The organism is Ruegeria marina (assembly GCF_900101475.1).
Lineage (GTDB): Bacteria > Pseudomonadota > Alphaproteobacteria > Rhodobacterales > Rhodobacteraceae > Ruegeria_B > Ruegeria_B marina.
Map to the genome: position 1 here is coordinate 1 of NZ_FMZV01000010.1, position 22,651 is coordinate 22,651.

Annotated in this window: 21 protein-coding genes; 10 read left to right on the forward strand and 11 right to left on the reverse strand. The window is 65.7% G+C overall.

Translation table 11 applies throughout. From position 1 onward, the window contains the following. From BLT75_RS14120 to BLT75_RS14130, 3 genes are all read left to right on the forward strand, one after another. Positions 1-446 (forward strand): (2Fe-2S)-binding protein (locus BLT75_RS14120; protein ID WP_143028534.1); only part of this gene is annotated, 446 nt, incomplete at its 5' end. 50 nt (positions 447-496) lie between these two features. After that, complete coding sequence (locus BLT75_RS14125) at positions 497-2,863, forward strand: xanthine dehydrogenase family protein molybdopterin-binding subunit (RefSeq protein ID WP_093029739.1); 2,367 nt, start codon at positions 497-499, stop codon at positions 2,861-2,863. A gap of 91 nt (positions 2,864-2,954) precedes the next feature. After that, positions 2,955-3,746 carry an FAD binding domain-containing protein gene (locus tag BLT75_RS14130; RefSeq protein WP_093029741.1) on the forward strand — a complete coding sequence of 264 codons (792 nt, stop codon included), beginning with the start codon at positions 2,955-2,957 and terminating at the stop codon, positions 3,744-3,746. 245 nt (positions 3,747-3,991) lie between these two features. Here BLT75_RS14130 and BLT75_RS14135 read toward each other — a convergent pair whose 3' ends face one another. Beyond that, complete coding sequence (locus tag BLT75_RS14135) at positions 3,992-6,058, reverse strand: 4Fe-4S binding protein (protein ID WP_093032882.1); 2,067 nt, start codon at positions 6,056-6,058, stop codon at positions 3,992-3,994. A 120-nt stretch (positions 6,059-6,178) separates the two neighbouring features. Here BLT75_RS14135 and BLT75_RS14140 point away from each other — a divergent pair, with 120 nt between their 5' ends. Continuing rightward, positions 6,179-6,766, forward strand: coding sequence for a PQQ-dependent catabolism-associated CXXCW motif protein (locus BLT75_RS14140; RefSeq protein ID WP_093032885.1), 588 nt, complete (start codon positions 6,179-6,181; stop codon positions 6,764-6,766). Between the two features lie 14 nt (positions 6,767-6,780). On the opposite strand, the gene BLT75_RS14145 is transcribed toward BLT75_RS14140, so the two are convergent. From BLT75_RS14145 to BLT75_RS14180, 9 genes are all read right to left on the reverse strand, one after another. Further along, positions 6,781-7,734, reverse strand: a complete 954-nt coding sequence (locus tag BLT75_RS14145; RefSeq protein WP_093032888.1) for a quinoprotein relay system zinc metallohydrolase 1 — start codon at positions 7,732-7,734, stop codon at positions 6,781-6,783. Next, positions 7,734-8,516: a quinoprotein dehydrogenase-associated SoxYZ-like carrier gene (locus BLT75_RS14150; protein WP_093032891.1), complete on the reverse strand. Its 783-nt coding sequence runs from the start codon at positions 8,514-8,516 to the stop codon at positions 7,734-7,736. Before BLT75_RS14150 ends, BLT75_RS14145 begins: the two co-directional genes overlap by 1 nt. A gap of 94 nt (positions 8,517-8,610) precedes the next feature. Continuing rightward, on the reverse strand, positions 8,611-11,823 hold the full coding sequence (locus BLT75_RS14155) for an efflux RND transporter permease subunit (protein WP_093032894.1): 3,213 nt from the start codon (positions 11,821-11,823) through the stop codon (positions 8,611-8,613). Further along, a complete protein-coding gene (locus tag BLT75_RS14160; protein WP_093032897.1) occupies positions 11,816-12,799 on the reverse strand; it encodes an efflux RND transporter periplasmic adaptor subunit in 984 nt (327 codons plus the stop codon). Before BLT75_RS14160 ends, BLT75_RS14155 begins: the two co-directional genes overlap by 8 nt. Positions 12,800-13,084: 285 nt before the next feature. Next, positions 13,085-14,233, reverse strand: a complete 1,149-nt coding sequence (locus tag BLT75_RS14165) for a BamA/TamA family outer membrane protein (RefSeq protein WP_093032900.1) — start codon at positions 14,231-14,233, stop codon at positions 13,085-13,087. 246 nt (positions 14,234-14,479) lie between these two features. Beyond that, positions 14,480-14,626 carry a hypothetical protein gene (locus BLT75_RS24385; RefSeq protein ID WP_176828029.1) on the reverse strand — a complete coding sequence of 49 codons (147 nt, stop codon included), beginning with the start codon at positions 14,624-14,626 and terminating at the stop codon, positions 14,480-14,482. After that, complete coding sequence (locus BLT75_RS14170; protein ID WP_093032903.1) at positions 14,623-15,228, reverse strand: LysE family translocator; 606 nt, start codon at positions 15,226-15,228, stop codon at positions 14,623-14,625. The genes BLT75_RS24385 and BLT75_RS14170 overlap by 4 nt, the downstream gene beginning before the upstream one ends. Next, the gene (locus BLT75_RS14175) at positions 15,222-15,404 is read right to left on the reverse strand and encodes a hypothetical protein (protein ID WP_093032906.1); all 183 of its coding nucleotides are present in this window, start codon (positions 15,402-15,404) and stop codon (positions 15,222-15,224) included. Before BLT75_RS14175 ends, BLT75_RS14170 begins: the two co-directional genes overlap by 7 nt. Further along, positions 15,401-16,384, reverse strand: coding sequence for a sugar kinase (locus tag BLT75_RS14180; RefSeq protein ID WP_245706533.1), 984 nt, complete (start codon positions 16,382-16,384; stop codon positions 15,401-15,403). The genes BLT75_RS14175 and BLT75_RS14180 overlap by 4 nt, the downstream gene beginning before the upstream one ends. A 252-nt stretch (positions 16,385-16,636) precedes the next feature. On the opposite strand from BLT75_RS14180, the gene BLT75_RS14185 reads away from it, so the two are divergent. Then, the gene (locus BLT75_RS14185) at positions 16,637-17,029 is read left to right on the forward strand and encodes a hypothetical protein (RefSeq protein WP_093032909.1); all 393 of its coding nucleotides are present in this window, start codon (positions 16,637-16,639) and stop codon (positions 17,027-17,029) included. Here the strand turns inward: BLT75_RS14185 and denD are convergent. Continuing rightward, on the reverse strand, positions 17,026-17,997 hold the full coding sequence (denD, locus tag BLT75_RS14190; protein WP_093032913.1) for a D-erythronate dehydrogenase: 972 nt from the start codon (positions 17,995-17,997) through the stop codon (positions 17,026-17,028). The two genes, BLT75_RS14185 and denD, sit on opposite strands and share 4 nt — an antisense overlap. Before the next feature lie 176 nt (positions 17,998-18,173). Between denD and BLT75_RS14195 the strand changes: the two genes are divergently transcribed. Genes BLT75_RS14195 through BLT75_RS14215 form a run of 5 tightly spaced genes read left to right on the forward strand, consistent with a single transcriptional unit; the run spans position 18,174 to position 22,646 of the window. After that, positions 18,174-18,917, forward strand: coding sequence for an SDR family oxidoreductase (locus BLT75_RS14195; protein WP_093032916.1), 744 nt, complete (start codon positions 18,174-18,176; stop codon positions 18,915-18,917). 16 nt (positions 18,918-18,933) lie between these two features. Then, complete coding sequence (locus BLT75_RS14200; protein ID WP_093032919.1) at positions 18,934-20,715, forward strand: IlvD/Edd family dehydratase; 1,782 nt, start codon at positions 18,934-18,936, stop codon at positions 20,713-20,715. Between the two features lie 15 nt (positions 20,716-20,730). Beyond that, complete coding sequence (locus BLT75_RS14205; RefSeq protein ID WP_093032922.1) at positions 20,731-21,576, forward strand: fumarylacetoacetate hydrolase family protein; 846 nt, start codon at positions 20,731-20,733, stop codon at positions 21,574-21,576. Beyond that, positions 21,569-21,793, forward strand: a complete 225-nt coding sequence (locus BLT75_RS14210; RefSeq protein ID WP_143028564.1) for a hypothetical protein — start codon at positions 21,569-21,571, stop codon at positions 21,791-21,793. Before BLT75_RS14205 ends, BLT75_RS14210 begins: the two co-directional genes overlap by 8 nt. Positions 21,794-21,827: 34 nt before the next feature. After that, on the forward strand, positions 21,828-22,646 hold the full coding sequence (locus BLT75_RS14215) for an HpcH/HpaI aldolase family protein (protein ID WP_093032928.1): 819 nt from the start codon (positions 21,828-21,830) through the stop codon (positions 22,644-22,646). The last annotated feature ends 5 nt before the right edge of the window (positions 22,647-22,651 follow it).

The following is a 22,651-nucleotide window of genomic DNA, read 5'->3' on the forward strand; positions in this document are numbered from 1 at the left end:
GTGGAGAGGTTGAGGGTCGGACGTTGTTGTCGACGTTTTTGCGGGATCATCTTTCGCTGACGGGGACGCATGTTGGGTGTGACACGGGTCAGTGCGGGGCCTGTGTTGTGCATGTTGACGGTGTTGCGGTGAAGTCGTGCAACATGCTTGCCGCGGAGGCGTCTGGGTCTTCGGTCGGGACGATCGAGGGTCAGGCGGCGGCGGACGGGACGCTGAACGCGCTGCAGCAGGCGTTTCAGGATCATCACGGGCTTCAGTGCGGGTTCTGCACGCCGGGGATGGTGATGTCGGCGGCGGCGCTGCTCAAGGACAATCCGCGGCCGAGCGAGGCTGAGGTGCGGGCGCATCTGGAGGGGAACCTGTGCCGTTGCACGGGGTATCACAACATCGTCAAGGCGGTTCTTGCGGCGTCCGGTCAGGACGTGAGCGGGATCGCGGCGGAATAGGCTGACCGAGAATTTTCGGCGAAAATTCTTTTTCTGGGAGGAGACGAGACATGCCCAAGGACAGTGGCATCGGGGCGAGTTCGAAACGGCGCGAGGACGTGCGGTTTCTGACGGGCGCCGGCAATTACACCGACGACATCAACATTCACGGCCAGGCTTACGTGCATTTTCTGCGCTCGGACGTGGCGCATGGCCGGATCGTGAGCATCGACACGGCGGCGGCCTCGGCGATGCCGGGGGTGGTGCGGATATTCACCGGCGCCGATTTCGAGGGGGTGGGCGGTCTGCCCTGCGGCTGGCAGGTGACGGACCGGCATGGCCAGCCGATGGCCGAGCCCGGGCACCCGGTGCTGGCGCAGGGCAAGGTGCGGCACGTGGGCGACCCGATCGCGGCGGTTGTGGCGGACACGGCCGAGCAGGCGCGGGACGCGGCTGAGGCGATCGGTGTGGAGATCGAGGAGCTTCCGGCGGTTGTCGACATGAAGGCGGCGCTGGCCGGGGACGCGGCCAGGGTGCATGACGATCTGCCGTCGAACCTGTGCTACGACTGGGGTTTCGTCGAGGAGAACAAGGCGGCGGTGGACGCGGCCTTTGACACGGCGGCGCATGTGACGACGCTGGAGCTGGTGAACAACCGGCTGGTGGCCAACCCGATGGAACCGCGGGTGGCGATCGGCGATTATGCGCGGGCGACGGGCGAGTCGACGCTCTACACCACCAGCCAGAACCCGCATGTGATCCGGCTCCTGATGGGGGCCTTCGTGCTGGGCATTCCCGAGCACAAGCTGCGGGTGGTGGCGCCCGACGTGGGCGGCGGCTTCGGCTCGAAGATCTTCCACTATGCCGAGGAGGCGTTCTGCACCTTCGCGGCCAAGGCGATCAACCGGCCGGTGAAGTGGACCTCGTCGCGGTCGGAGGCGTTCATGTCGGACGCGCATGGGCGCGACCATGTGACCAGGATCGAACTGGCGCTGGACGCGGACAACAATTTCACCGCGATCCGGACCGAGACGCTGGCGAACATGGGGGCGTACCTGTCGACCTTCGCACCCTCGGTGCCGACCTGGCTGCACGGGACGCTGATGGCGGGCAATTACAAGACGCCGCTGATCTATGTGAACGTGAAGGCGGTGTTCACCAACACGGTGCCGGTGGATGCCTATCGCGGCGCGGGCCGTCCCGAGGCGACGTTCCAGCTGGAGCGGGTGATCGACAAGGCGGCGCGCGAGCTGGGGGTGGACCCGATCGCGCTGAGGCGGCAGAACTTCGTGACCGAGTTCCCCTATCAGACGCCGGTCGCGGTGGTCTATGACACCGGCGATTACAACGCCACGATGGACAAGCTGGAAGAGATCGCGGACATCGCGGGCTTTGCGGCGCGGCGGGCGGCGTCCGAGGCCAAGGGCAAGCTGCGCGGCCTCGGTGTGAACTGCTATATCGAGGCCTGCGGCATCGCGCCGTCGAACCTGGTGGGGCAGCTGGGCGCGCGGGCGGGTCTTTACGACGCGGCGACGGTGCGGGTGAACGCCACCGGCAGCATCAGCGTGATGGTGGGGGCGCACAGCCACGGCCAGGGCCACGAGACGGCGTTTCCGCAGGTGGTGGCCGAGATGCTGGGCATCGACGAGAGCATGATCGAGATCGTGCATGGCGACAGCTCGAAGATCCCGTTCGGCATGGGCACCTATGGCTCGCGCAGCCTTGCGGTCTGCGGCTCGGCGATGGTGCGGGCGACCGAGAAGATCATCAACAAGGCGAAGAAGATCGCGGCGCATCTGATGGAGGCCTCGGAGGCCGATATCGAGCTGAAGGGCGGCCAGTTCACGGTCGCGGGCACGGATAAATCCGTGGCCTGGGGCGACGTGACGCTGGCGGCCTATGTGCCGCACAACTACCCGCTGGAGGATATCGAGCCGGGTCTGGAGGAGACGGCGTTCTACGACCCATCGAACTTCACCTATCCGGCCGGTGCCTATGCCTGCGAGGTGGAGGTGGACCCCGAGACCGGCAAGGTGACGGTGGAGCGGTTCAGCGCGGCGGATGATTTCGGCAATATCGTCAACCCGATGATCGTGTCGGGGCAGGTGCATGGCGGCCTGGGCCAGGGGATCGGCCAGGCGCTGCTGGAGAACTGCGCCTATGATCCGGAGACCGGGCAGCTGCTCAGCGCGTCCTACATGGATTACGCGATGCCGCGCGCCGATGACGTGCCGTTCTACGCGGTGGATCATTCCTGCGCCACGCCCTGCACGCACAACCCGCTGGGGGTGAAGGGCTGCGGCGAGGCCGGGGCCATCGGCAGCCCGCCGGCGGTGGTGAACGCGGTGATCGACGCGCTGCAATCGGGCGGCAAGACTGTCGCGCATATCGACATGCCGGTGAGCCCGTCGCGGGTCTGGGCGGCGATGAACGGCTGAGACGGCCGGGGGGCGCTGCCCCCCGGACCCCCGGGATATTTTCAGCAAGAGGAAAGGGCAGGGACCCGGAGCCTCTTGGAGGAGGAGCGAGATGTATAATTTCGAGTTTGAGCGGCCTGGCAGCGTGGCCGAGGCGGTCGCGGCGCTGGCATCGGAAGGCGCGCAGGCGCTGGGAGGCGGTCAGACGCTGATCCCGACGCTGAAGCAGCGGCTGGCGGCGCCGGAAAAGCTGGTGTCGCTGGGCGGCATCGCCGAGATGAAGGGCGTCTGCGTCAATGACGACGGCTCGGTCTCGGTGGGCGGCGGCACCCCTCATGCCGAGGTGGCGCGGGCGGCGGCGGCGCATTACCCGGCGCTGGCGGCGCTCGCGGGGGGGATCGGCGACCCGGCGGTGCGCAATCGCGGCACCATCGGCGGCAGCCTGGCCAACAACGACCCCTCGGCCTGCTACCCGGCGGCGGCGCTGGGATCGGGGGCGACCATCGTGACCGACCGGCGCGAGATCGCGGCGGATGACTATTTCCAGGGCCTGTTCACCACCGCGCTGGAAGAGGGCGAGATCATCACCGGCGTGCGCTTCCCGGTGCCGGAGGCGGCGAATTACCAGAAGTTCGTGCAGCCGGCCTCGCGCTTTGCCCTGGTGGGGGTCTTCGTGGCGAAATACGCCGATGGCGTGCGGGTGGCGGTCACCGGCGCCTCGGAGGACGGGGTGTTCCGCTGGTCCGAGGCCGAGGCGGCGCTGAACCAGAGCTTCACCCCCGCGGCGCTGACGGACCTCGCCGTCGACCCCGACGGCATGATCGGCGACCTGCACGGCTCCAAACCCTACCGCGCCCATCTGGTCAACGTGATGACCCGCCGCGCCGTCCAGGCCGCATCCTGACCCGGACGCAAAAACAGCCAAAACCGAAGGCCCCCGCCCAAAAGCGGGGGCTTTTGCGACCCACGGGACAAAAGGCAGGCACTTGGCGGCAAATCGCGAAGAAAGCGGGACGCCCGCGCGTTTTTTCGTGACGGCAAGGCTGGTCCGCTTCTGGACCGGCGGCAGCGACGCTCGGAGGTCTCCCGGCCGATGCGCAGTGGCGGCGGTTCGCACGACTGCCATGCGCTGCTCCGGGCGGGCACCGATCAGGCCGCGCTGTCGCGCCGCCATGTCTGGCGGCGTGCCAGCACGAGGGGCACGCAGGTCTCGGTGGAATCGTGGATTGTCACGCAGTCCAGACACTGGAAGCACTCGTCATATTCTATCTCGCCGGTTGGCTTGATGGCGCGGTAGTTGCAGCGCACCCGGCAGAGCTGGCAGGGCGAGCCGCACTCGACGCGGCGGGGGATCCAGCGGCGCAGGCGCAGCAGGCCCCCGATTGCCATCAGGGCGCCCAGCGGGCAGACATAGCGGCAAAACCCCTTGAAGGTCGTCATGCCGAGCAGCAGCCAGAGCGCTGCATAGGCGGAAAAATACCATTCGCGCAGGAAAAAGGTCGTGATCGCGGTCTTGAAGGGTTCGACCTCGGCCGCGCTGTCCAGGTGATCGGGCGCCAGGAAGACAGTGGCGACCAGCCCGGCGAGGATCACGTATTTAAGGCTCTTGAGGCGTCGGTCCCAGGCGCGCGGCAAAATCAGGCGCGGCAGCCGCAGCATCCGGCCCAGATGGTGGGCGAATTCCTGCATCGCGCCGAACGGGCAGAGCCAGCCGCAGAACAGCCCGCGCCCCCACAGGACGAAGCCGAGAATGGTGACCATCCACAAGAGCAGCGAGAACGGATCGTAGAGCAGGAAGGCAAGACTGCCGCCGTCAAGCGCGGTGCGCAGCGTCGCCAGGGGCGTGACGATGGACAATTGCCCCTGTCCCCACCAGCCGATGAATCCGAGCGTCACCGCCAGCAAGCCAAGGCGTACCGGAGTGAAATGGCGCAGACCGGCCAGCCAGCTTTGCCGCCACAGAAGGACCGGCAGCAGGAGCGCCAGTCCCAGCCCCAGGGCAATGACGTCGGTCTGCCGGTTGCGCAGGGCCTCGCGCCAGGGCGACAGGGGTTCCAGGGCGTCTGGCGTGACGAAGAACCGGTCGGGCGTACGGTGGCTGACCGTGAAGTCCTGCGTTCCGACGACCGGGCGGAAACTGCCGTGTTCCCGGCGCACCTGAAGCGACAGCTGCCATTCCTGCGCCGGGTTGAACCCAAGGCGGCGGTCGGCGCGCAGGATCATGGCGGAGCCCTCGGGCAGGTCCGGCCGGAGTTCCACGTAGAGATCCGCATCGCGCAGGGCCACGGGCAGGCCGCCCTGTTCCGCCGAGATCCAGTCCGGCGCGGTGTTGCGCACGAAATCCTCACCGACCAGCCCGTGGCGGGCGGTTTCGATCAGCAGGATCGGTTCATCGTGCGGTGACAGCGTGAGAAAGTCGTTCAGTTCCTCCAGCGTCTGGTCCGACAGCACCGCCCGCGCGATGGAGGGCGGCCCCAGATCCACGATCCAGAGATCGATGTAAGCCTCTTGCGGGGCGGCCTGCGCCTCGGGATCGTCGTCCTCCCACAGCGTGCCGGCAAAGGCTTCCTGCGTTTCCGCGTTGCTGACGATATGGTGGCTGGCGAGGCCCTGGTTGACCAATGCTTCCCAGTCGAGATCCTCACGGTAATCGGGGTCGGGTTGCGCCGGCGGGCTGGTGGCCAGCCCCTGCATCCGGTCGCGCGCCACCGCAAGGGTTGCCGCCAGGATGGACTCGTGCGCAATCCGGACAGAGGCGGTGGCCTTGGTCACCCCGTCCAGGTAGGTGAGGCTGGATCCGTCTGCCCCGGTATTGCCATAGGGTGTGCCGACGACCATCGGCGTGGCGATGTTGAGCCCCTGATATTGCTCCAGAAAGCCCTCGAACGGGGCGACGCCCAGGCCGGAGACGAAAATCGGCTCGTTCTGTTCGACCAGTTCGACATCGATGAAATTGCCTTCTCGGTCGAGCATCACGATCATGTTGATCGGGGCGCCGGAGAAGCCGGGCAGGGGGGCTATGGGTTCGGTTTCGAAGATGAACCCCGCTTCGGCCCCATAGACATCGACCAGCGTGTAAACCCCCTTGTCCCCCACCGGTTCGCCCAGCAGATGGGGTGGCTTCACATAGGTGGCGATCTGGTCCGGGGTCAGCCTGTCGGCCTTTGCGACAAGCGCCGAGAAAAGCAGAAAAAGGGCTGATACAAGAAGATGCATGACGACAGGCTAGGAAAAGCGGGGCGCAGCGAACATTCGACAAAGGTACTAGCCTTTTGCCCCCCTTGACAGACCTGTCCATTCCGGGTGGCTATCGACAGATGTGAAGCGAGGAGAGCCATGCCCGTTGTAAGAGCAATTCTGGCTCTGGCCCTTTCGGGTCTGGCGGGCGCGGCCTGGGCCGATTCCTATGCCGCCATCCAGGCGCGGCGGCCCGAACTCTTCCATGCCGAGACCGGATATCGCATCGAGCACCAGCGGGCCCCCGTGCCCGATGACATTCCCGCGCCGGTCCGCCGGGTCTCGGCGCTGCGCACCAAGCTTCTGATGCAGCGCGGCGCGGTGATGCTCGATGTCTATGGCGCCGGGCAATCGCGCTATGACGATCTGGACGGAACCTGGCTGGTGCCTGAGCCGCGCGAAAGCCTGCCCGGGGCTGTCTGGCTGCCGGAAGTGGGGCGAGGGGCACTCGAACCGGCGCTGGAAACCTATCTGGCCCGGGAACTGGAGCGTCTGACCGAGGGTAGCAAGGCGCGTGCCATCGTGGTGTTCTGCGTGGCGGATTGCTGGATGAGCTGGAATGCCGCCCAGCGGATCGCTGCAATGGGCTATCTGCAGGTCCACTGGTTCCCGCTGGGGACGGATGGTTGGCACGACCTCGGCTGGCCGCTGCACCCGGTCGAGCCGGTGCCGGTTCAGCTGGACTGATCCCCCCGGCGCGGTTAGTTCGCGCGGGGCAGGATCGCCCGTTCGAGGGCCGGAAACAGATGGCTGACAGAACGGTGGAACTCCTCCGGCTGCGCACCCATGCCGGCAAATTCGGCCGGCAGCGGGGTCGCCATGATCTCGACCATGTCCTGGCCGGTGCGGGCCGCCTCGGTCAAGGTCTCCGAAAGCCAGGTCAGGTAGGCGCTTGTCTGCCGCAGCGAGGCACCGGTCCGATCCAGCGGGCCGTGGCCGGGCAGGATGGCGGGGGCCGCCACCGCCTGCAGAGTGTCAAGCGAGGCCTGCCATGTGGCCAGGTCCGCATGGGGCGTTGTCGGGGCCCGATCGAGAAAGGCAAGGTCGCCGGCGATCATCAGCCCGGTTTCCGCATCGACCAGCACGAGGTCCGCCTCGGTGTGTCCGGCCAGCGGAAGGGCGGTGAACCGGCGGCCGTCGATCTGCACCTCGTCGCTGGCGATCACCGTGTTTGGGGGCACCGGTTCCGTGCCGCGCATCCAGTCGCCCAGAAGCCGGTACATGTTGTCGGAAAACGCATCGCCATTGCTGCGCGCCGCTTCCATGGTGCCCCCCAGAGCTATGATCGGCCGGTCGGCAAACACCTGGTTGCCGAAATAGTGATCCGGGTGATGATGCGTGTTGACCACGGCCGACACCCCCCGCAGGTCGAGCTTGCGCAGGGTTGCGCTCAACGCCTCGCCATAGCGGCGCGAAGAGCCGGTATCGACCACGATCAGCCCCGTCTGTCCCTGAAGCACCGCACAGTTGACGATGGCGCCGCCGTTTTCCCTGGAGAAATACTCGGTCGAACCCTCGATCATCCAGATGCCGGGCAGCACCGGTTCGGGGCGCAGGTCGTAGCTGTGCCGGGCCTGCGCAAACACGGGGGCGGGCAGGACGACGGCGCCGGCCGTTGCGGCCAGCAGGCGCAAGGCCGCGCGGCGGCTGGGCATCAATTCACCTCCTCGCCGGTCAGCGTGCCCTCGATCTCGTTGCCGTTGTTGTCCCTGCCGCGCACATGCAGCAGCGGCGGCATCCGCTCCGGGTTGAAATAGAGGGTGAAGGCGGGATCCTCGTTGACCGGCTCGCTCAGCGCCAGTCGTGCCAGTTCCTCGCCGCTGTCATTGCTGAAGCGCAGTTCCTCGATGATGAAGAGAGGGATGCCATCGGCAAGACCGGTGTCCATCGGGTGATCGACGATCAGCCGCGCGCGGCCCGAGGCCGCCCACAGCCGGCCATGGATTTCGCCCAGCTTCTCCTCCCAGTCGTCCGATGCATAGGCCTGTGCAGGGGCGGTGCAGCCGCCGCCCGCGGCGTCGATCAGCGTTCCGCCCACATGCCACGCGCCCGAGCGGGTGCGTACCGAGGCGCGGATCGGCGTGGCCTGGTCGATCTTGAAGCGCAGGGCCAGCTTCGGCTCTGCCGCGCCCGGGAAGAAACTGAGGATCTTGGGGATCGGGCCGTAGTCGACCGAGATGACGATCTCTTCCACGTCATCCAGCGCGGTGGCATCCACCAGCAGCGGCACGTTGAAGGCATCCTCGGCCGCGGCCGGGGCGATGACCTTGACCCGGTCGTCGAAACGGATGTCGGCAGGATCGCCCAACAGGCCGATCTGGTGATATTCCCACATTCCCGAAGAAAACGGGTCGGTGAGCTGAACGCGTGGTGTATCCGCCGCGTGCGCTGTCGAGGCCAGAACCCCGGCAACCAGGGCAAGGCTATACCTGAACATGACGTGTCTCCTCCGCGCTGCATTGGGCCATGTCATGGCCCGGAAGGCAATTCAACTTTCGTCATAGGCCCGCGCGGGGTGCGCGGGCCGCCGCTCAGGTCCGGAACACCCGGTAGATCGCCGGGATCACCAGTACGGTCAGCAGGGTGGAACTGAGCAGGCCGAAGAGCAGCGACAAGGCCAGCCCCTGGAAGATCGGGTCGGTCAGGATCACAGCCGCGCCGATCATCGCGGCCACCGCGGTCAGCAGGATCGGCTTGAAACGGATCGCTCCGGCCTCGATCAGGGTCTCCAGCTTGTCGCGCTCCGGCTCGGCGTGGCGGATGAAATCCACCAGCAGGATCGAGTTGCGCACGATGATCCCCGCCAGCGCGATGAAACCGATCATCGACGGGGCCGAGAAGGGCGCGTTGAACAGCCAGTGGCCCGCGATGATGCCGAGGAAGGTCAGCGGGATCGGTGTGAGGATCACCAGCGGCAGCCGGAACGAGCCGAACTGCGCCACCACCAGGATGTAGATGCCCAGCAGCGCCACGCCAAAGGCCGCGCCCATGTCGCGGAAGGTGATCCAGGTCACTTCCCATTCGCCGTCCCACAGCAGCGTCACACCGCTTTCATCCTCGGGCTGGCCGTTGAAGCGGATCTGCGGTTTCTCGCCCTCGGGCCAGTCCATCGCCTCCAGGGCATCGGCCACGGCCAGCATGCCATAGAGCGGGGCCTCGAATTCGCCGGCAAGTTCGGCCATCACCATTTCGGCCGCCCGCCCGTTGTGCCGGAAGATCGGGTAGGAGGCGTGTTCCTCCTCGATCTGGACCACGTCGCCCAGTTCCACCACACCCCGCGCGCCGGGCAGCACATTCGCCGGCACCGGGGTGGACAGGAAACGCTCGTCCACGACGCGGTCGGACTTGTCCCGCTCCACCGTGATCGGGATCGGGCGGCGACCTTCGCCGCGATGCGAATAGCCCACCGTCTGACCGGCATTGAGCAAGGCCAGCGTGGTGAACACGTCCTGTTCCTGGACCCCGAAGAACTCCAGCTGGTCTGTCGAGATCGTGGCCCGCAGCCGCCGGGGCTGGGTGCCGAAACTGTCGTCCACGTCGACGATATAGGGCACGGATTCGAACGCCTCGCGGATTCGGGCTGCCGCCGCTCGCCGGGTGTCGCCATCCGGGCCGTAGACCTCGGCCAGAAGGGTGGCGATAACCGGCGGTCCCGGCGGCGGTTCGACGGTCTTCAGGCTGGTGCCGGTCGGTACGTCGAGACGCAGGATTCGCTCGCGGATGTCCAGCGCGATCTCGTGACTGGTGCGGTCGCGCTCGGTCTTGGGGGTCAGGTTGATCTGTACGTCGCCCATCTCGGGCCGGGCGCGCAGATAGTAGTGCCGCACCAGCCCGTTGAAGTTGAACGGCGCCGCGTCACCGGCATGGGTCTGGGCCGACAGGACTTCGGGCAGCTCCAGCACCGCGCGGGCCACTTTCTGCGCCACTGCGTCGGTTTCCTCGACCGAGGAGCCCTCGGGCAGGTCGATGACCACCGAGAGTTCGGACTTGTTGTCGAAGGGCAGCAGTTTGACCGTCACGTCGCGCGTGTAGAGCGCGCCGAGCGAGCCGAAGGAGAGCGTCGCGGCCACCAGCAGGAACATCCCGCTGCCGGTCTTGGTGCGCAGCAAGGGACGCGCGACCGAGCGGTAGAGACGCCCAAGGAAACCGCCGTGTTCGGCATCGTGGCCGTCGCCGTGCCCGTGCGCCGGTGCGCGGCCGGCGATCTTGACCATCAGCCAGGGGGTGATGATCACCGCCACAAAGAAGGAGAAGATCATCGCCGCCGACGCATTTGCCGGGATCGGGCTCATGTACGGGCCCATCAGGCCCGAGACGAACAGCATGGGCAGAAGCGCGGCCACCACGGTCAGCGTGGCGACGATGGTGGGATTGCCCACCTCGGCCACGGCGCGGATCGCCTTTTGCGTGCGGCTGGCCTTGTCCGGCATGGCCCAGTGACGGGCGATGTTCTCGATTACCACGATGGCGTCGTCCACCAGGATGCCGATCGAGAAGATCAGGGCAAACAGCGAGACTCGGTTCAGCGTGTACCCCATGATCCACGCTGAAAACAGGGTCAGAAGGATGGTGACAGGGATGACCACGGCCACAACGATGCTTTCGCGCCACCCGATCGAGAACAGCACCAGCACCACGATCGAGACCGTGGCCAGGCCGAGGTGGAACAACAGCTCGTTGGCCTTCTCGTTGGCGGTCTCGCCATAGTCGCGGGTGACCGTGATCTCGACACCGTCGGGGATCAGGTCGTGCTCCAGCATGTGCACGCGGTGCAGGATCTCCTCGGCCACGATCACCGCATTCGCGCCGGCGCGCTTGGCCAGGGCGAGGGTCACGGCGGGTGTCCGCTCGATCTGGCCATCCGCGTTGCGGGTGACATTGGCGACAATCCGGTCGGTGGTGTCGGGGACGAAACTGACATCGGCGACGTCCCGCACGTAGACGGGGCGATTGTCGCGGGTGGTCAGCAACAGGTTGGCGATTTCGGCGGGGGCGTGCAGCGTCTCGCCCGCGACCAGCGCAATCTGTTCGCCCGCGTCCCGCACAAGGCCGGTCGAAAAGGCTCGGTTTGCACCCGAAACCTTGCCGGCCAGCTGTTGCAGCGTCACCCCGTGCAGGGCCAGTCGCTCGGGGTCGGGCGCGATGCGGATCGCCTCGGTGGCCTCGCCGACCAGATAGGTCAGTCCCACATCCCCGATCTTGGCCAGTTGCACCTGCAATTCACGGGCGATCCTGGTCAGGTCGTTGGCGGTCATGCCGCTGCCCGGGTCGCGCGGTGACAGGGTCAGCGACACGATGGCCACGTCGTCGATGCCGCGCCCGACGATCAGCGGTTCCTGAATGCCGACCGGGATCCGGTCCATGTTGGCGCGGATCTTGTCATGCACCCGTAGGATCGCATTGTCCGACGGGGTGCCGACAAGGAACCGGGCGGTGACCATCGCATAATCGTCGCTGGTCTGCGAGTAGACATGTTCGACGCCGTTGATGCCCTTGACGATGGTTTCCATCGGTTCGGTCACCAGTTTCACGGCATCCGCGGCGCTCAGCCCCGGCGCCTGGATGTGAATATCGACCAGCGGCACCGAGATCTGCGGTTCCTCCTCGCGCGGCAGGCTGATCAGGGCGACAAGACCCATCGCCAGCGCGGCAAGGATCATGAGGGGGGTCAGGGCCGAGCCGATGAAGGCCCGTGTCAGCCCGCCGGCGATGCCGAGGCCGGCCTTGGATGTGTCGTCACTCATGGGCGGTCACCAGGGCTTCATCGCCAGAGAGGCCCGACAGGACCTCGACCAGCGCGCGACCGTCGATCTGCAATTTTTCGCCAAGCACGACCACCCGTTCGGTCGGGGGGGCGTCAGGGGGGGCGACCTGCACGAAATCGAGACCCATCCGCGTGCTCACGGCCTCTTGCGGAACGACCACGGTCTGGGTCCGCGCGACCGGCAGGCGCACCAGCACCCGCTTGCCGATGAATTCTGCAGACAGGCCGGAGAGTTCGACATCGGCGATCACCCTTCCGTTCTCGATCTGCGGATAGACCTTGGCGAGGGTGCCGGAGTCGGTGCCCTCGATCCCGTCGATGCGAATGTCATCGCCCTCGTTGAGGAAATCGGCATGCCGTTCGGGTACCGCCAGGCGCAGGTAGAACCCGCCGCCCCCGATCACGGCCACCATTTCGCCGGGCATGATCACCGAGCCCGCAGTGACGGGTACGTCGATCACCCGGCCCGAAATGGGGGCCAGCACGCGGCCTTCGGCAGTGCGCTGTAGCAGAACATCCTTCTGAGCCTCGGTAGAACCGATGCGCCCCTGGATCACTTCGACCCTGGTACGCAACCCATCCACGTTCTGTTCCGTCGTCACCCCGCGTTCGAGCAGGTTCAGACCGCGGGTTAACTCCGCCTGCGCATTGGTCAGTTCCGAGGTCAGCGCCTGCAATTGGGCGTCAACCGCGCGCAGTTCCAGCAACAGCTTCTCGTCCACCGTTGTGGCTATCTGCTGGCCTTCGGCCACCTCGGACCCTTCCGCCACCATCACCTGTTCCAGCGTGCCGCCAAGGCGGGATCGCGCCGGGATCGTGTTGCGCGCTTCGATCTTGGCAAAGACAGCCTTCCATTCGGTGATCGTGATCCGCTCGGCTTGCATGTCGGCAGCTGTGGCCAACCCTGGCAGCAGGGCCGTCAGGATGATCAGGGCGGCGGTGAGGGCGTGTTTCATGGAGCACCTTTCGGGTCACGGCCGACAGATCCTGCGCGATGGAGCGCAATGCGGCCTGAGACTATATATTCAAAAAAGTGATTATATGGCAATCCCCATTCGTGCAGGGGGCGCGCAAAAGGCTCTCGGTCACGGTGCGTTGCGCGGGGCGAGGGCGCGTCGGAATGCATGACCCAGTGCGCTGTTTTCATGCCCAATGCGTTGCAGGCCGAGACGGTGAACGATGTGATTCTGGAGGACGTGGCCCGGTGGATCCGAGCGCAGGTCCGATCTGCCTGCCGGCGATCAGAACCGCTGGCCGAGATAGACATACACATATTGCTGGCCCTCGTCATTCACGGCGAAGTCCAGTGCGTAATCCAGTGCGAATTTCCTGGAGAGTCTGAACCGCAGGCCGGTCCCGACGGCGGCGCCCCCGGCGCTGTCGGACATGTTGCTCGGATCGTTCCCGCCGACCCCGTAGCCGCCGAACAGGACATAACCGAACCGGCTCTGGCCGAAGCGGTCGCGGTATTCGGCCTGGATCGAGGCGGAGTAGTCGCGGATGTTGTCGGTGGCGGGAAATCCGCGCATGCCGTCCACCGCGCCGACACCGCAGGCATCGAAGAAGGGGGCCGATGCGGAGGCGCCGCAGACCACGCCCCGCACGGCGATGACCGCGTCGTTTTCCAGGGACCAGTAACTCGCGGCCGAGAGGATCGCCTTGGAGTATTGCCGGTCCTGGGTCGTGACCTTCCCGCCAAAGAGCGTACCCGTGTCGCGGGCATGGGATAGCGACAGTTTCGTCAGGTCGCCAGTGGTGGGATAGAACGTATCGTCGCGCGTATCCCATTGGAACCTGAGCCCGAATATCCCGACTTCGACGTTGGTGTCCTGCAACAGGGCGGCAGGTACGGTCGCCGTGTTGAATGCGATCGTCGAATCGAGATGGGTCAGCGATCCGGTCACGGAAAAGGAGGGCGAGAAATTGTAGCCCAGTTCCAGGGCGGCGAGTTTTGCCGATTGATCGAGGGGCAGGCGGAAGGAACGCACTCCGGGCAGTGTGGCCGGGAGATCGTAATTGAGGTCGGCGTTCCCGTAGACGAGGCCGAGGGTCCAGCGGCCATCGGCGAAATTCACGACGCCGCCGGCCCCGTAGCCTTCGCTGCCGTTTCCGGATTTCATTTTCGCGGCCCCGAAGCCGGATGGCCGCGAGCCGGAAACCGTGAAAAGATAACCCGCCCCGAGCGTCAGCCCACTTTCGAGAACCGGGTTGGAAAACGGGATGGGGGCCACGATGAAGGACCCGGCCCTGGCCCCGGTTTCCGTGCTGACGGCATCGGAAACCTCGCTGCCGCCGACGCCGGTGATGGAGGTGACCTGAGCCCTGGCGGCGGTCGCGGCCGCAGCACAGGCAAGCGCGAGAAAAGCCAGATTGCGAAGGACGCAGCTCATACCTGTCACATGTTCCCAAGAGACGCTTCCGGAGCGCGAGTTCATCCTGCCTGGTTTGTATTCTGTATAGCAGATGCGTTCGGTATTCGAAGTCTCAAAATAGCCGGTCCGCGCAGTTCGCCTACCTTCCGGGGGCGGGGGTGAAAGGCCTCCAAGGCGTCACGGGTCCGGGCAGGTTTTTCGGCAGGGCGGAAACCATGGTGAAGCGAGGCGGTCGGCTGTGCACCGGCGCCCAGACGGTCGGCATCAGCCGGACGTCGCGCAGCGCGCATGCCGGCGATGCGGCGGCCCTCGAAAATAGCCGCCGGCAGCGTCGGGACGGGCGCCTTCCCGGCCTTGCCCCTGAAAATCCCCGAGCGCGATGTCGATGCCCGAAAGCGCGGTGATCGTCATGGGCGTATGGCGATGAACTGGTAGGCCAGCGCGAGCGCGACGACGACCAGCATCGACAGGCTCATGGCGATGTTGATGGCCCGGTGGGCGCGCTGGCTGAGGTCGAGCCGGCGCAGGGTGATGCCCAGCCAGAGCCAAAGAAAATGGATGGGAATCCAGATCGTGTTGACGACGAGGAACTTGAGCAGAGTTTCCGCCAGTAGGCTGCCACCGCCGAAGGCAAAGCCGGAAAACAGCGTCGTGTTCACCGCATAGGCCTTGGGGTTGATCATTTGCAGCGCGACGCCGTCCAGCACGCCCGGCGGGCGCACCGCCTCGACAAAGGCGATCCGGCTGCCCGCCGTGGCGATGCGCAGGGCGAGGTACAGCAGGTATGCGGTCGAGGCCACGAAGAGCAGCGTCCGGATGGCCGGGTCTGCGAGGATCACTGCGGCCAGCCCGGATACCACGGCGAGCGCAACCATGTTGGTGCCGATGAAAAGACCCAGCACATAGCGCGTGCCCGGACGCGCCCCGAAGGCCGAGCCGACGCCAGCGGTGGACAGCACGCCCGGTCCGGGGGTGATGATCAGAAAGAACACTGCGGCGGCGAAAATCAGCATGCGGCCATCTCCTGTGCGCGCCGGGCAAGATCGCAGACGGTGAACACCCGGTTCTGCGACACGGCGGTTTGCGCGCGGTTTCGGTTATCATTTGCGAGGACGGGGATGGCTGCGGCAGGCATGTCCACGACCATGCTCAACCCGATCAGCACGGCATTCGGCGGCCTGTCTGTCATCGCTCCTCGCGTGGCAGGATGGCGCCCCTGTGGCCGATCACCCGAAGCGCCAGCCCGTGCCCGGCCTGCATGGATTCGGTCTCGTCCATTCCGTCGAGTTTCGCGGCGAGATAGCCCGCGTTGAAACTGTCGCCCGCCGCCGTGCTGTCGACGACGCCGGTTGCCGGTTTGATCGCGAGGGGCGGCGAGCCGTTCAGGGGCAGGGGGCCGCGGGCGCCGCGCTTGAGTACGCCTTCGCCAAGGCCGTATCGCCGGAGGCGCTCCAGAAGCGCCGCCTCGTCCGGGTCCCCGAACAGCGCCAGTTCGTCCTCGAGACTGGGCAGGCCGATGTCGGTAAGCCGCCAGGCATCGGTCACGGTTTCCTGCGCGGTGCCCTGATCGGACCAGAGCGCCGGGCGGTAATTGCTGTCGAAGGCGACGCGGCCGCCGGCATCGCGGTAATGCCTGAGCCAGCCCATAAGCCGTGCCCGGCCAGCAGGCGGCAGGATCGCCAGCGAAATCGCCGAGAGATAGACCAGATCGAAGCCGGAGAGGTCGCTTTCCTCCAGCCCCGGAGGCTCCATCAGTCGACGCGCGGCAGAATTCTCGCGCCAGTAGGTGAAGCTGCGTTCGCCGTTTCCGTCGGTGTTGATGGCATAAAGACCGGGCACGCGGGTTTCGCTGCGCCGGATCAGGGCGGTGTCGAGCCCTTCGGCCTCGATCATCGCGATCATGCGATCCGAGAGCCCGTCGCGCCCCAGTTTCGTGCCATAGGCCACGCGCAGGCCGGGAGCCGTGCGCTTGAGATAGATGGCGGTGTTCAGCGTGTCGCCGGCAAAGCCCAGACCGGCGGTATCGGGCCGGTCCGGGGCCAGCGCGATTTCGACCATCGCCTCGCCGATACACAGAACGGATGTCATGTCGTGCCTCCCCGGACGGTTTTCGCGCCACCAGATGATCTGCCCCGACACCACGATAATACCGGTGCCGGCAAGTGTCATCCTGTCCGGCTGCATCCAGGGTACTGGCGTCCAGGCTCGCCCGGCCCATGAGTTTCATCGTTGCACGAATATCCAAGTCGGACGGGTTTTCTGTCCTTGTCGCGGAGTCACGTACCGCCCATCCTGGCAAGGAAGCATTCATGTGCGAACAATAACTTCGGAAATTCTGAAATTCTGAAAATAATTGAAACGCCCAATAAAAGCGGCGCATCATGAATTCGGGTTGCAAACGGCCCGGCACAGGGCGCGCAGATGCAGTTGGTCATGGCCGAACCACATTCAAACGGATACGGGCCATCCGGCATGAAACGAAAAACCAAGTTTGAAACGGCGGATATTTGCGACGATCCGCATAGCAAGCTGATCATGCCTGTCATCAGACCCGGACAGCGGCTCGGGTCCTTAGAATTGCAGGGATCACATGGGGCTTCTGCCAATACCGTGTGGGACGTGCAGATGCGCCTGTTGCGCACGGCACCGGTCGAGTTCGAGAAAACGCGCGGCTTTCGCGCCTCGCCGATCCCGATGGAGACCTTCGGCCGGATCTATAAGCTGTTCCGCCAGCAGGTCGTCGGCGCCGTATGGAATTTCGGCTCCAATTACGTCGGGGTCATCATCCGCGACCACCAGCCGAGATCGCTTTAGCGGCGATGCAGGTCGTCATCGAGATAGATGCGGATGATCTCGGCAAAGTCGCTTTCGGCGGCGAAACCCAGTTTCCGGGCCCGCACTGTATCGAAATCGCGGGGCCAGCCCTCGATGATCCGCTGCACGGTTTCATCCGGTTCGGATCGGATCAGCGCCACCACGTTATTGCCCGCGATGGCGCGCAGGGCCTCGATCTGCTCGGCCACGGTGCAGGAGACGCCCGGCATGCTCAGCGCGCGGCGGTCGTGCAACTGGCCCAGGTCCATGGTGGCGGCGTGACGCAGGAAGCCGACAGCCGCGCGCGGCGAGGCGTGCCAGTGGCGCACCGTGTCGGGCACCGGCAGGATCGCTTCGACCCCGTTCAGCGGCTCGCGGATGATGCCCGAGAAGAAGGAGGAGGCGGCCTTGTTCGCCTTGCCGGGGCGGACGCAGATCGTGGGCAGGCGGATCGAAATGCCGTCGACAAACCCCTTGCGCGAGAAATCGGTCAGCATCAGTTCGTTGCACGCCTTTTGCGCGCCATAGGAAGTGAGCGGCGCGCTGAGGAATTCGTCGCCGATCCTGTCCGGGTAGGGTCCACCGAACACCGCGATGGACGAGGTGAAGACAAAGCGCGGCCGGTAGCGGCCGCCCGAGGCCAGGTGTTCGGTTCGCAGCGCTTCGAGCAGGGTCCAGAAGCTGTGCATATTGGTGAGCCAGCCCAGTTCGAAATCGGACTCGGCCTCGCCCGAGACGATGGAGGCGAGGTGAAAGATCACCTCTGGCCGTGCGGCGGCAAGGCGGCGCAGCGCCAGCGGGTCGGTGACCGAGCCGCGGATCTGCTTGCCCGGCGCGCCGGTTTCGGGGAAGCTGATGTCGAACAGGGTCACGGGCGACTTTTCGTGCCCGGTCAGGCCGTGATCGGCGAGCGATCTGGCGAGTTTCTGCCCCACCATACCACCGCCGCCGAGAATCAGGATACTCATCTATCGGTCTCCGTTTGGTGCAGGTTGCAAAGTTCGAGGAAAAGTGAGGAAATGTCGAGTTGGCCCTCCGCCATTATCGCCATTGTAACGGTCTCGGCGCCACCTGTTCCGCCCGATGCCCTCCAGTTGGCGGACGACCGGAGCAAATCAATGAAACTGCATCTGGATCTTGCGACATGACACAGAGACTGACTGGAAAGACGGCGCTGGTGACGGCTGCCGGGCAGGGGATCGGGCGGGCCACTGCGCTGGCCATGGCCGCCGAGGGGGCCAAGGTTCTGGCGACCGATATCAATGTCGAGACGCTGGCGGCGCTCAGGGCGGATGCGGCGGGCGATCTGGAGGTGACGCGACTTGACGTGCGCGACGATGCGCAGGTGGCCGAAATCGTGGGCGAGGCAAATCCCGACATCCTGTTCAACTGCGCCGGCTTTGTCCATCACGGCACCATCCTGGACGCCACAGACGAGGAATGGGACTTTGCCTTCGACCTCAACGTGCGCTCGATGTTCCGCACTATGCGGGCGGCGCTGCCGGGGATGCTGGCGCGTGGCAATGGCTCGATCATCAACATGTCCTCGGCGGCCTCGTCGATCATCGGGGCGCCGAACCGCTTCGTCTATGGCGCGACCAAGGCGGCGGTGATCGGCATGACCAAGGCGGTGGCGAAGGACTACATAACCCAGGGGGTGCGCTGCAACGCCATCTGCCCGGGGACGGTGGAAAGCCCCTCGCTGCACGACCGCTTGCGCGCCACCGGCGATTACGAGGCGGCGATGAAGGCGTTCGTCGCACGCCAGCCCATGGGCCGGATCGGTAAGGCCGAGGAGATTGCGGCACTTGCGGTCTATCTCGGCTCGGACGAAAGTGCGTTTACCACCGGGCAGGCCCATATCATCGACGGCGGCTGGGCCGGCTGATCGGGGAGAGGAAAAAATGACAAAACGGCGTCTGCGCTCGCAATTCTGGTTCGACAACCCGGACAATCGCGAAATGACCGCGCTCTATCTCGAGCGTTATCTGAACTATGGGCTGACGTGGGAGGAGTTGCAGTCGGGCAAGCCGATCATCGCCATCGCGCAGACCGGATCCGATCTGAGCCCTTGCAACCGTCACCATGTGGAACTGTCCAAGCGCGTACGCGACGGGATCATATCGGCCGGTGGCACAGTGATCGAGGTGCCGGTACACCCGATCCAGGAGACCGGCAAGCGGCCCACCGCGATGCTGGATCGCAACCTGGCCTATCTGAGCCTTGTGGAAACGCTGTTCGGCTATCCGCTGGATGGGGTGGTGCTGAACATCGGCTGCGACAAGACCACGCCGGCGCTCCTGATGGCGGCGGCGACGGTGAACATCCCGGCCATCGCCTTTTCGGTGGGGCCGATGCTGAACGGCTGGTTCAGGGGCGAGCGTACCGGATCGGGCACCATCGTCTGGAAGGCGCGCGAGTTGCTGGCGGCGGGCGAGATCGACGATGCGGGCTTCATGGAGTTGGTCGCCTCGTCGGCGCCTTCGGTCGGCTATTGCAACACGATGGGCACCGCGAGCACGATGAACAGCCTGGCCGAGGCGCTGGGCATGCAGCTGCCCGGATCTGCCGCGATCCCCGCGCCCTATCGCGAACGCGGGCAGATGGCCTATGAGACCGGGAGGCGCATCGTCGAGATGGTGCACGAGGATCTGAAACCCTCGGCCATCATGACGCGCGCGGCCTTCGAGAACGCGATCGTGGTGAATTCGGCCATCGGCGGGTCGACCAACGCGCCGATCCATCTGAACGGCATCGCGCGGCACCTGGGCGTGCCGCTGGACAATGACGACTGGCAAAGGCTGGGCCACAAGGTGCCGCTGCTGGTCAATCTCCAACCTGCGGGCGAATACCTTGCCGAGGATTATCACCGTGCAGGCGGGGTTCCCGCGGTGGTGGGCGAATTGCTGGCTGAGGGGCTGTTGCCGCATCCGGGCGCGTCTACGGTCAATGGCCGGTCAATGGGAGAGAATTGCGACGGGCGCCGCAGCGAGAACCCGGCGGTGATCAAGCCGGTCGCCGCGCCGATGAAGCGCGACGCGGGGTTCATCAACCTCAAGGGCAACCTGTTCGACAGCGCCATCATGAAGACCAGCGTGATCAGCGCCGAGTTCCAGCAGCGGTATCTGGACAATCCCGAGGATCCCAATGCCTTTGAAGGGCGGGCCATCGTGTTCGACGGGCCCGAGGATTTCCATGCCCGGATCGACGACGAGAGCCTGGCCATCGACGCCCGTTGCATCCTGATCATGCGCGGGTCGGGGCCGATCGGCTATCCCGGCGGGGCCGAGGTGGTGAATATGCGGCCGCCGTCCTATCTGCTGAAACAGGGCATCCATGCGCTGCCCTGCATCGGCGACGGGCGGCAATCGGGCACGTCTGGCTCGCCCTCGATTCTGAACGCCTCGCCCGAGGCGGCCGAAGGCGGCGGGCTTGCCCTGGTGCGCACCGGCGACCGGCTGCGGATCGACCTGAACACCTGCACCGCGAACATGCTGGTCAGCGACGAGGAACTGGCCGAGCGGCGGGCGGCGTTGCCGGACCATCCCTTTACCCCGCCCAGCCAGTCGCCCTGGCAGGAGATCTTCCGCGAGCGGGTGCGCCCGTTCTCGGAGGGGATGACTTTGCGCGGGGCGGACGCCTATCGCGACATCGGAAACAGCGCGGTGCCGCGCGACAATCACTGAGAAGGACAAGACGACATGAAACTTCTGCGATACGGGCCGGTCGGGGCCGAAAAGCCGGGTCTGCTGGACGCTGACGGCAACATCCGGGACCTGAGCGCGCATGTGGCCGACATCACCGGGGCGGTTCTGGACGACGCGAGCCTTGAGCGGTTGCGCGCGCTCGATCCCGCGAGCCTGCCGGTGGTGCCGGGCAACCCGCGCCTGGGGGCCTGTGTCAGCGGCTTCACCAAGTACATGTGTATCGGGCTGAACTATTCCGATCATGCCGACGAGATGAATCTGCCGTACCCCGAACACCCGATCCTGTTCATGAAGGCCAATTCGGCGATTGTCGGCCCCGATGACGATGTGGTGATGCCGCGCGGCTCGACCACGACCGACTGGGAATGCGAACTGGGCGTGGTGATCGGCAAGGCCGCGAAATATGTCAGCGAAGAGGATGCGCTGGACCATGTCGCGGGCTATTGCATCTGCAACGACGTGAGCGAGCGGACCTTCCAGAACAAGCTGACCGGGCAATGGACCAAGGGCAAGAGCTGCGACACGTTCGGGCCCACCGGCCCGTGGCTGGTGACCCGCGACGAGATCGCCGATCCGCAGGCGCTGGCGATGTCGCTGGACGTGAACGGCAAGCGGATGCAGACCGGCAATACCGCGACGATGATCTTTACCGTGCGCCAGATCATCTCGCATCTGAGCCAGCTCTTTACCCTGCATCCGGGCGACGTGATCTCGACCGGGACGCCGCCGGGCGTGGGCGGCGGCATGAAGCCGCCGACCTTCCTGAAGGCGGGCGACGTGATGGAGTTGCGGATCGAGGGGCTGGGCAGCCAGCGGCAGGAGGTGCGGGCCGATGACTAGGCCACGGCTGCTCCAGATCGGCAATGTGACCGATCGGATGCGCGTCCGGTTCGAAGCCGAGTTCGAGGTCACCCGACTGTTCGACACCCCCGAGGCTGGGCGCGCGGCCATGCTGGAAACACGGCAGGCGATGGGCGACCTGACTTGCGACAACCTCTCGCAATATCTCAAGGACGGCACAGTCCTGACGTCGGTGCCCGAATGCCGTTCTCTCTGATCATCAAAGGCACCGGGCAGGAAAGGAAACATCCATGATCCCCAACGCAGTCAAACAGGCCTGGGCCGAGGGCCGTCCCACTCTCAACGGCTGGCTTGGCATAGGCAACCCGTTCACGGCCGAGATCATGGCGACCGCCGGTTTCGACAGCCTGACCATCGACCTGCAACACGGGTTTCTCGACTATTCCCACGCCTGCACCATGTTGCAGGCGATGCGCGCCAGCGGCGTGACGCCGATCGCGCGGGCGCCGTGGCGCGAGCCGGGGATCATCATGAAACTGCTCGATGCCGGGGCCTATGGCATCATCTGCCCGATGGTCAACACCGCCGAAGAGGCCGCCGACCTGGTGGCGATGGTTCGCTATCCGCCGCGCGGCAACCGCAGCTTTGGCCCGACGCGGGTCAGTTTCTCGGCTGGCGCGAATTATCCTGCCGAGGCCAATGACCAGGTGATGGTGCTGGCGATGATCGAGACTGGCGAGGCATTTGCCAATGTCGACGCGATCTGCGCGACACCGGGGCTCGACGGCATCTATATCGGGCCGTCGGATCTGACGCTGGGGGTAACGAATGGCCGGTTGCCCTCGGGGGTTGACCGTACCGAGCCCGAGATGATCGACACGATCAAGGCCATCCTGGCGGCGGCCAAGCGTGCCGGCATTGCGGCGGGGCTGCATTGCGGAACGCCGGCCTATGCGGCGCAGGCGGTCGGCTGGGGCTTTGACATGGTCACCATTGCCGCCGACACGGCGCTGCTGGCGGCGGGGTCGCGCGGGGCGGTCGGCCAGGCGCGCGCGCTGCTGGGCGGCGGTGCGGGCGCGGGCGCGGGAGAGAAGGCAAGCGGCTACTGACGGAG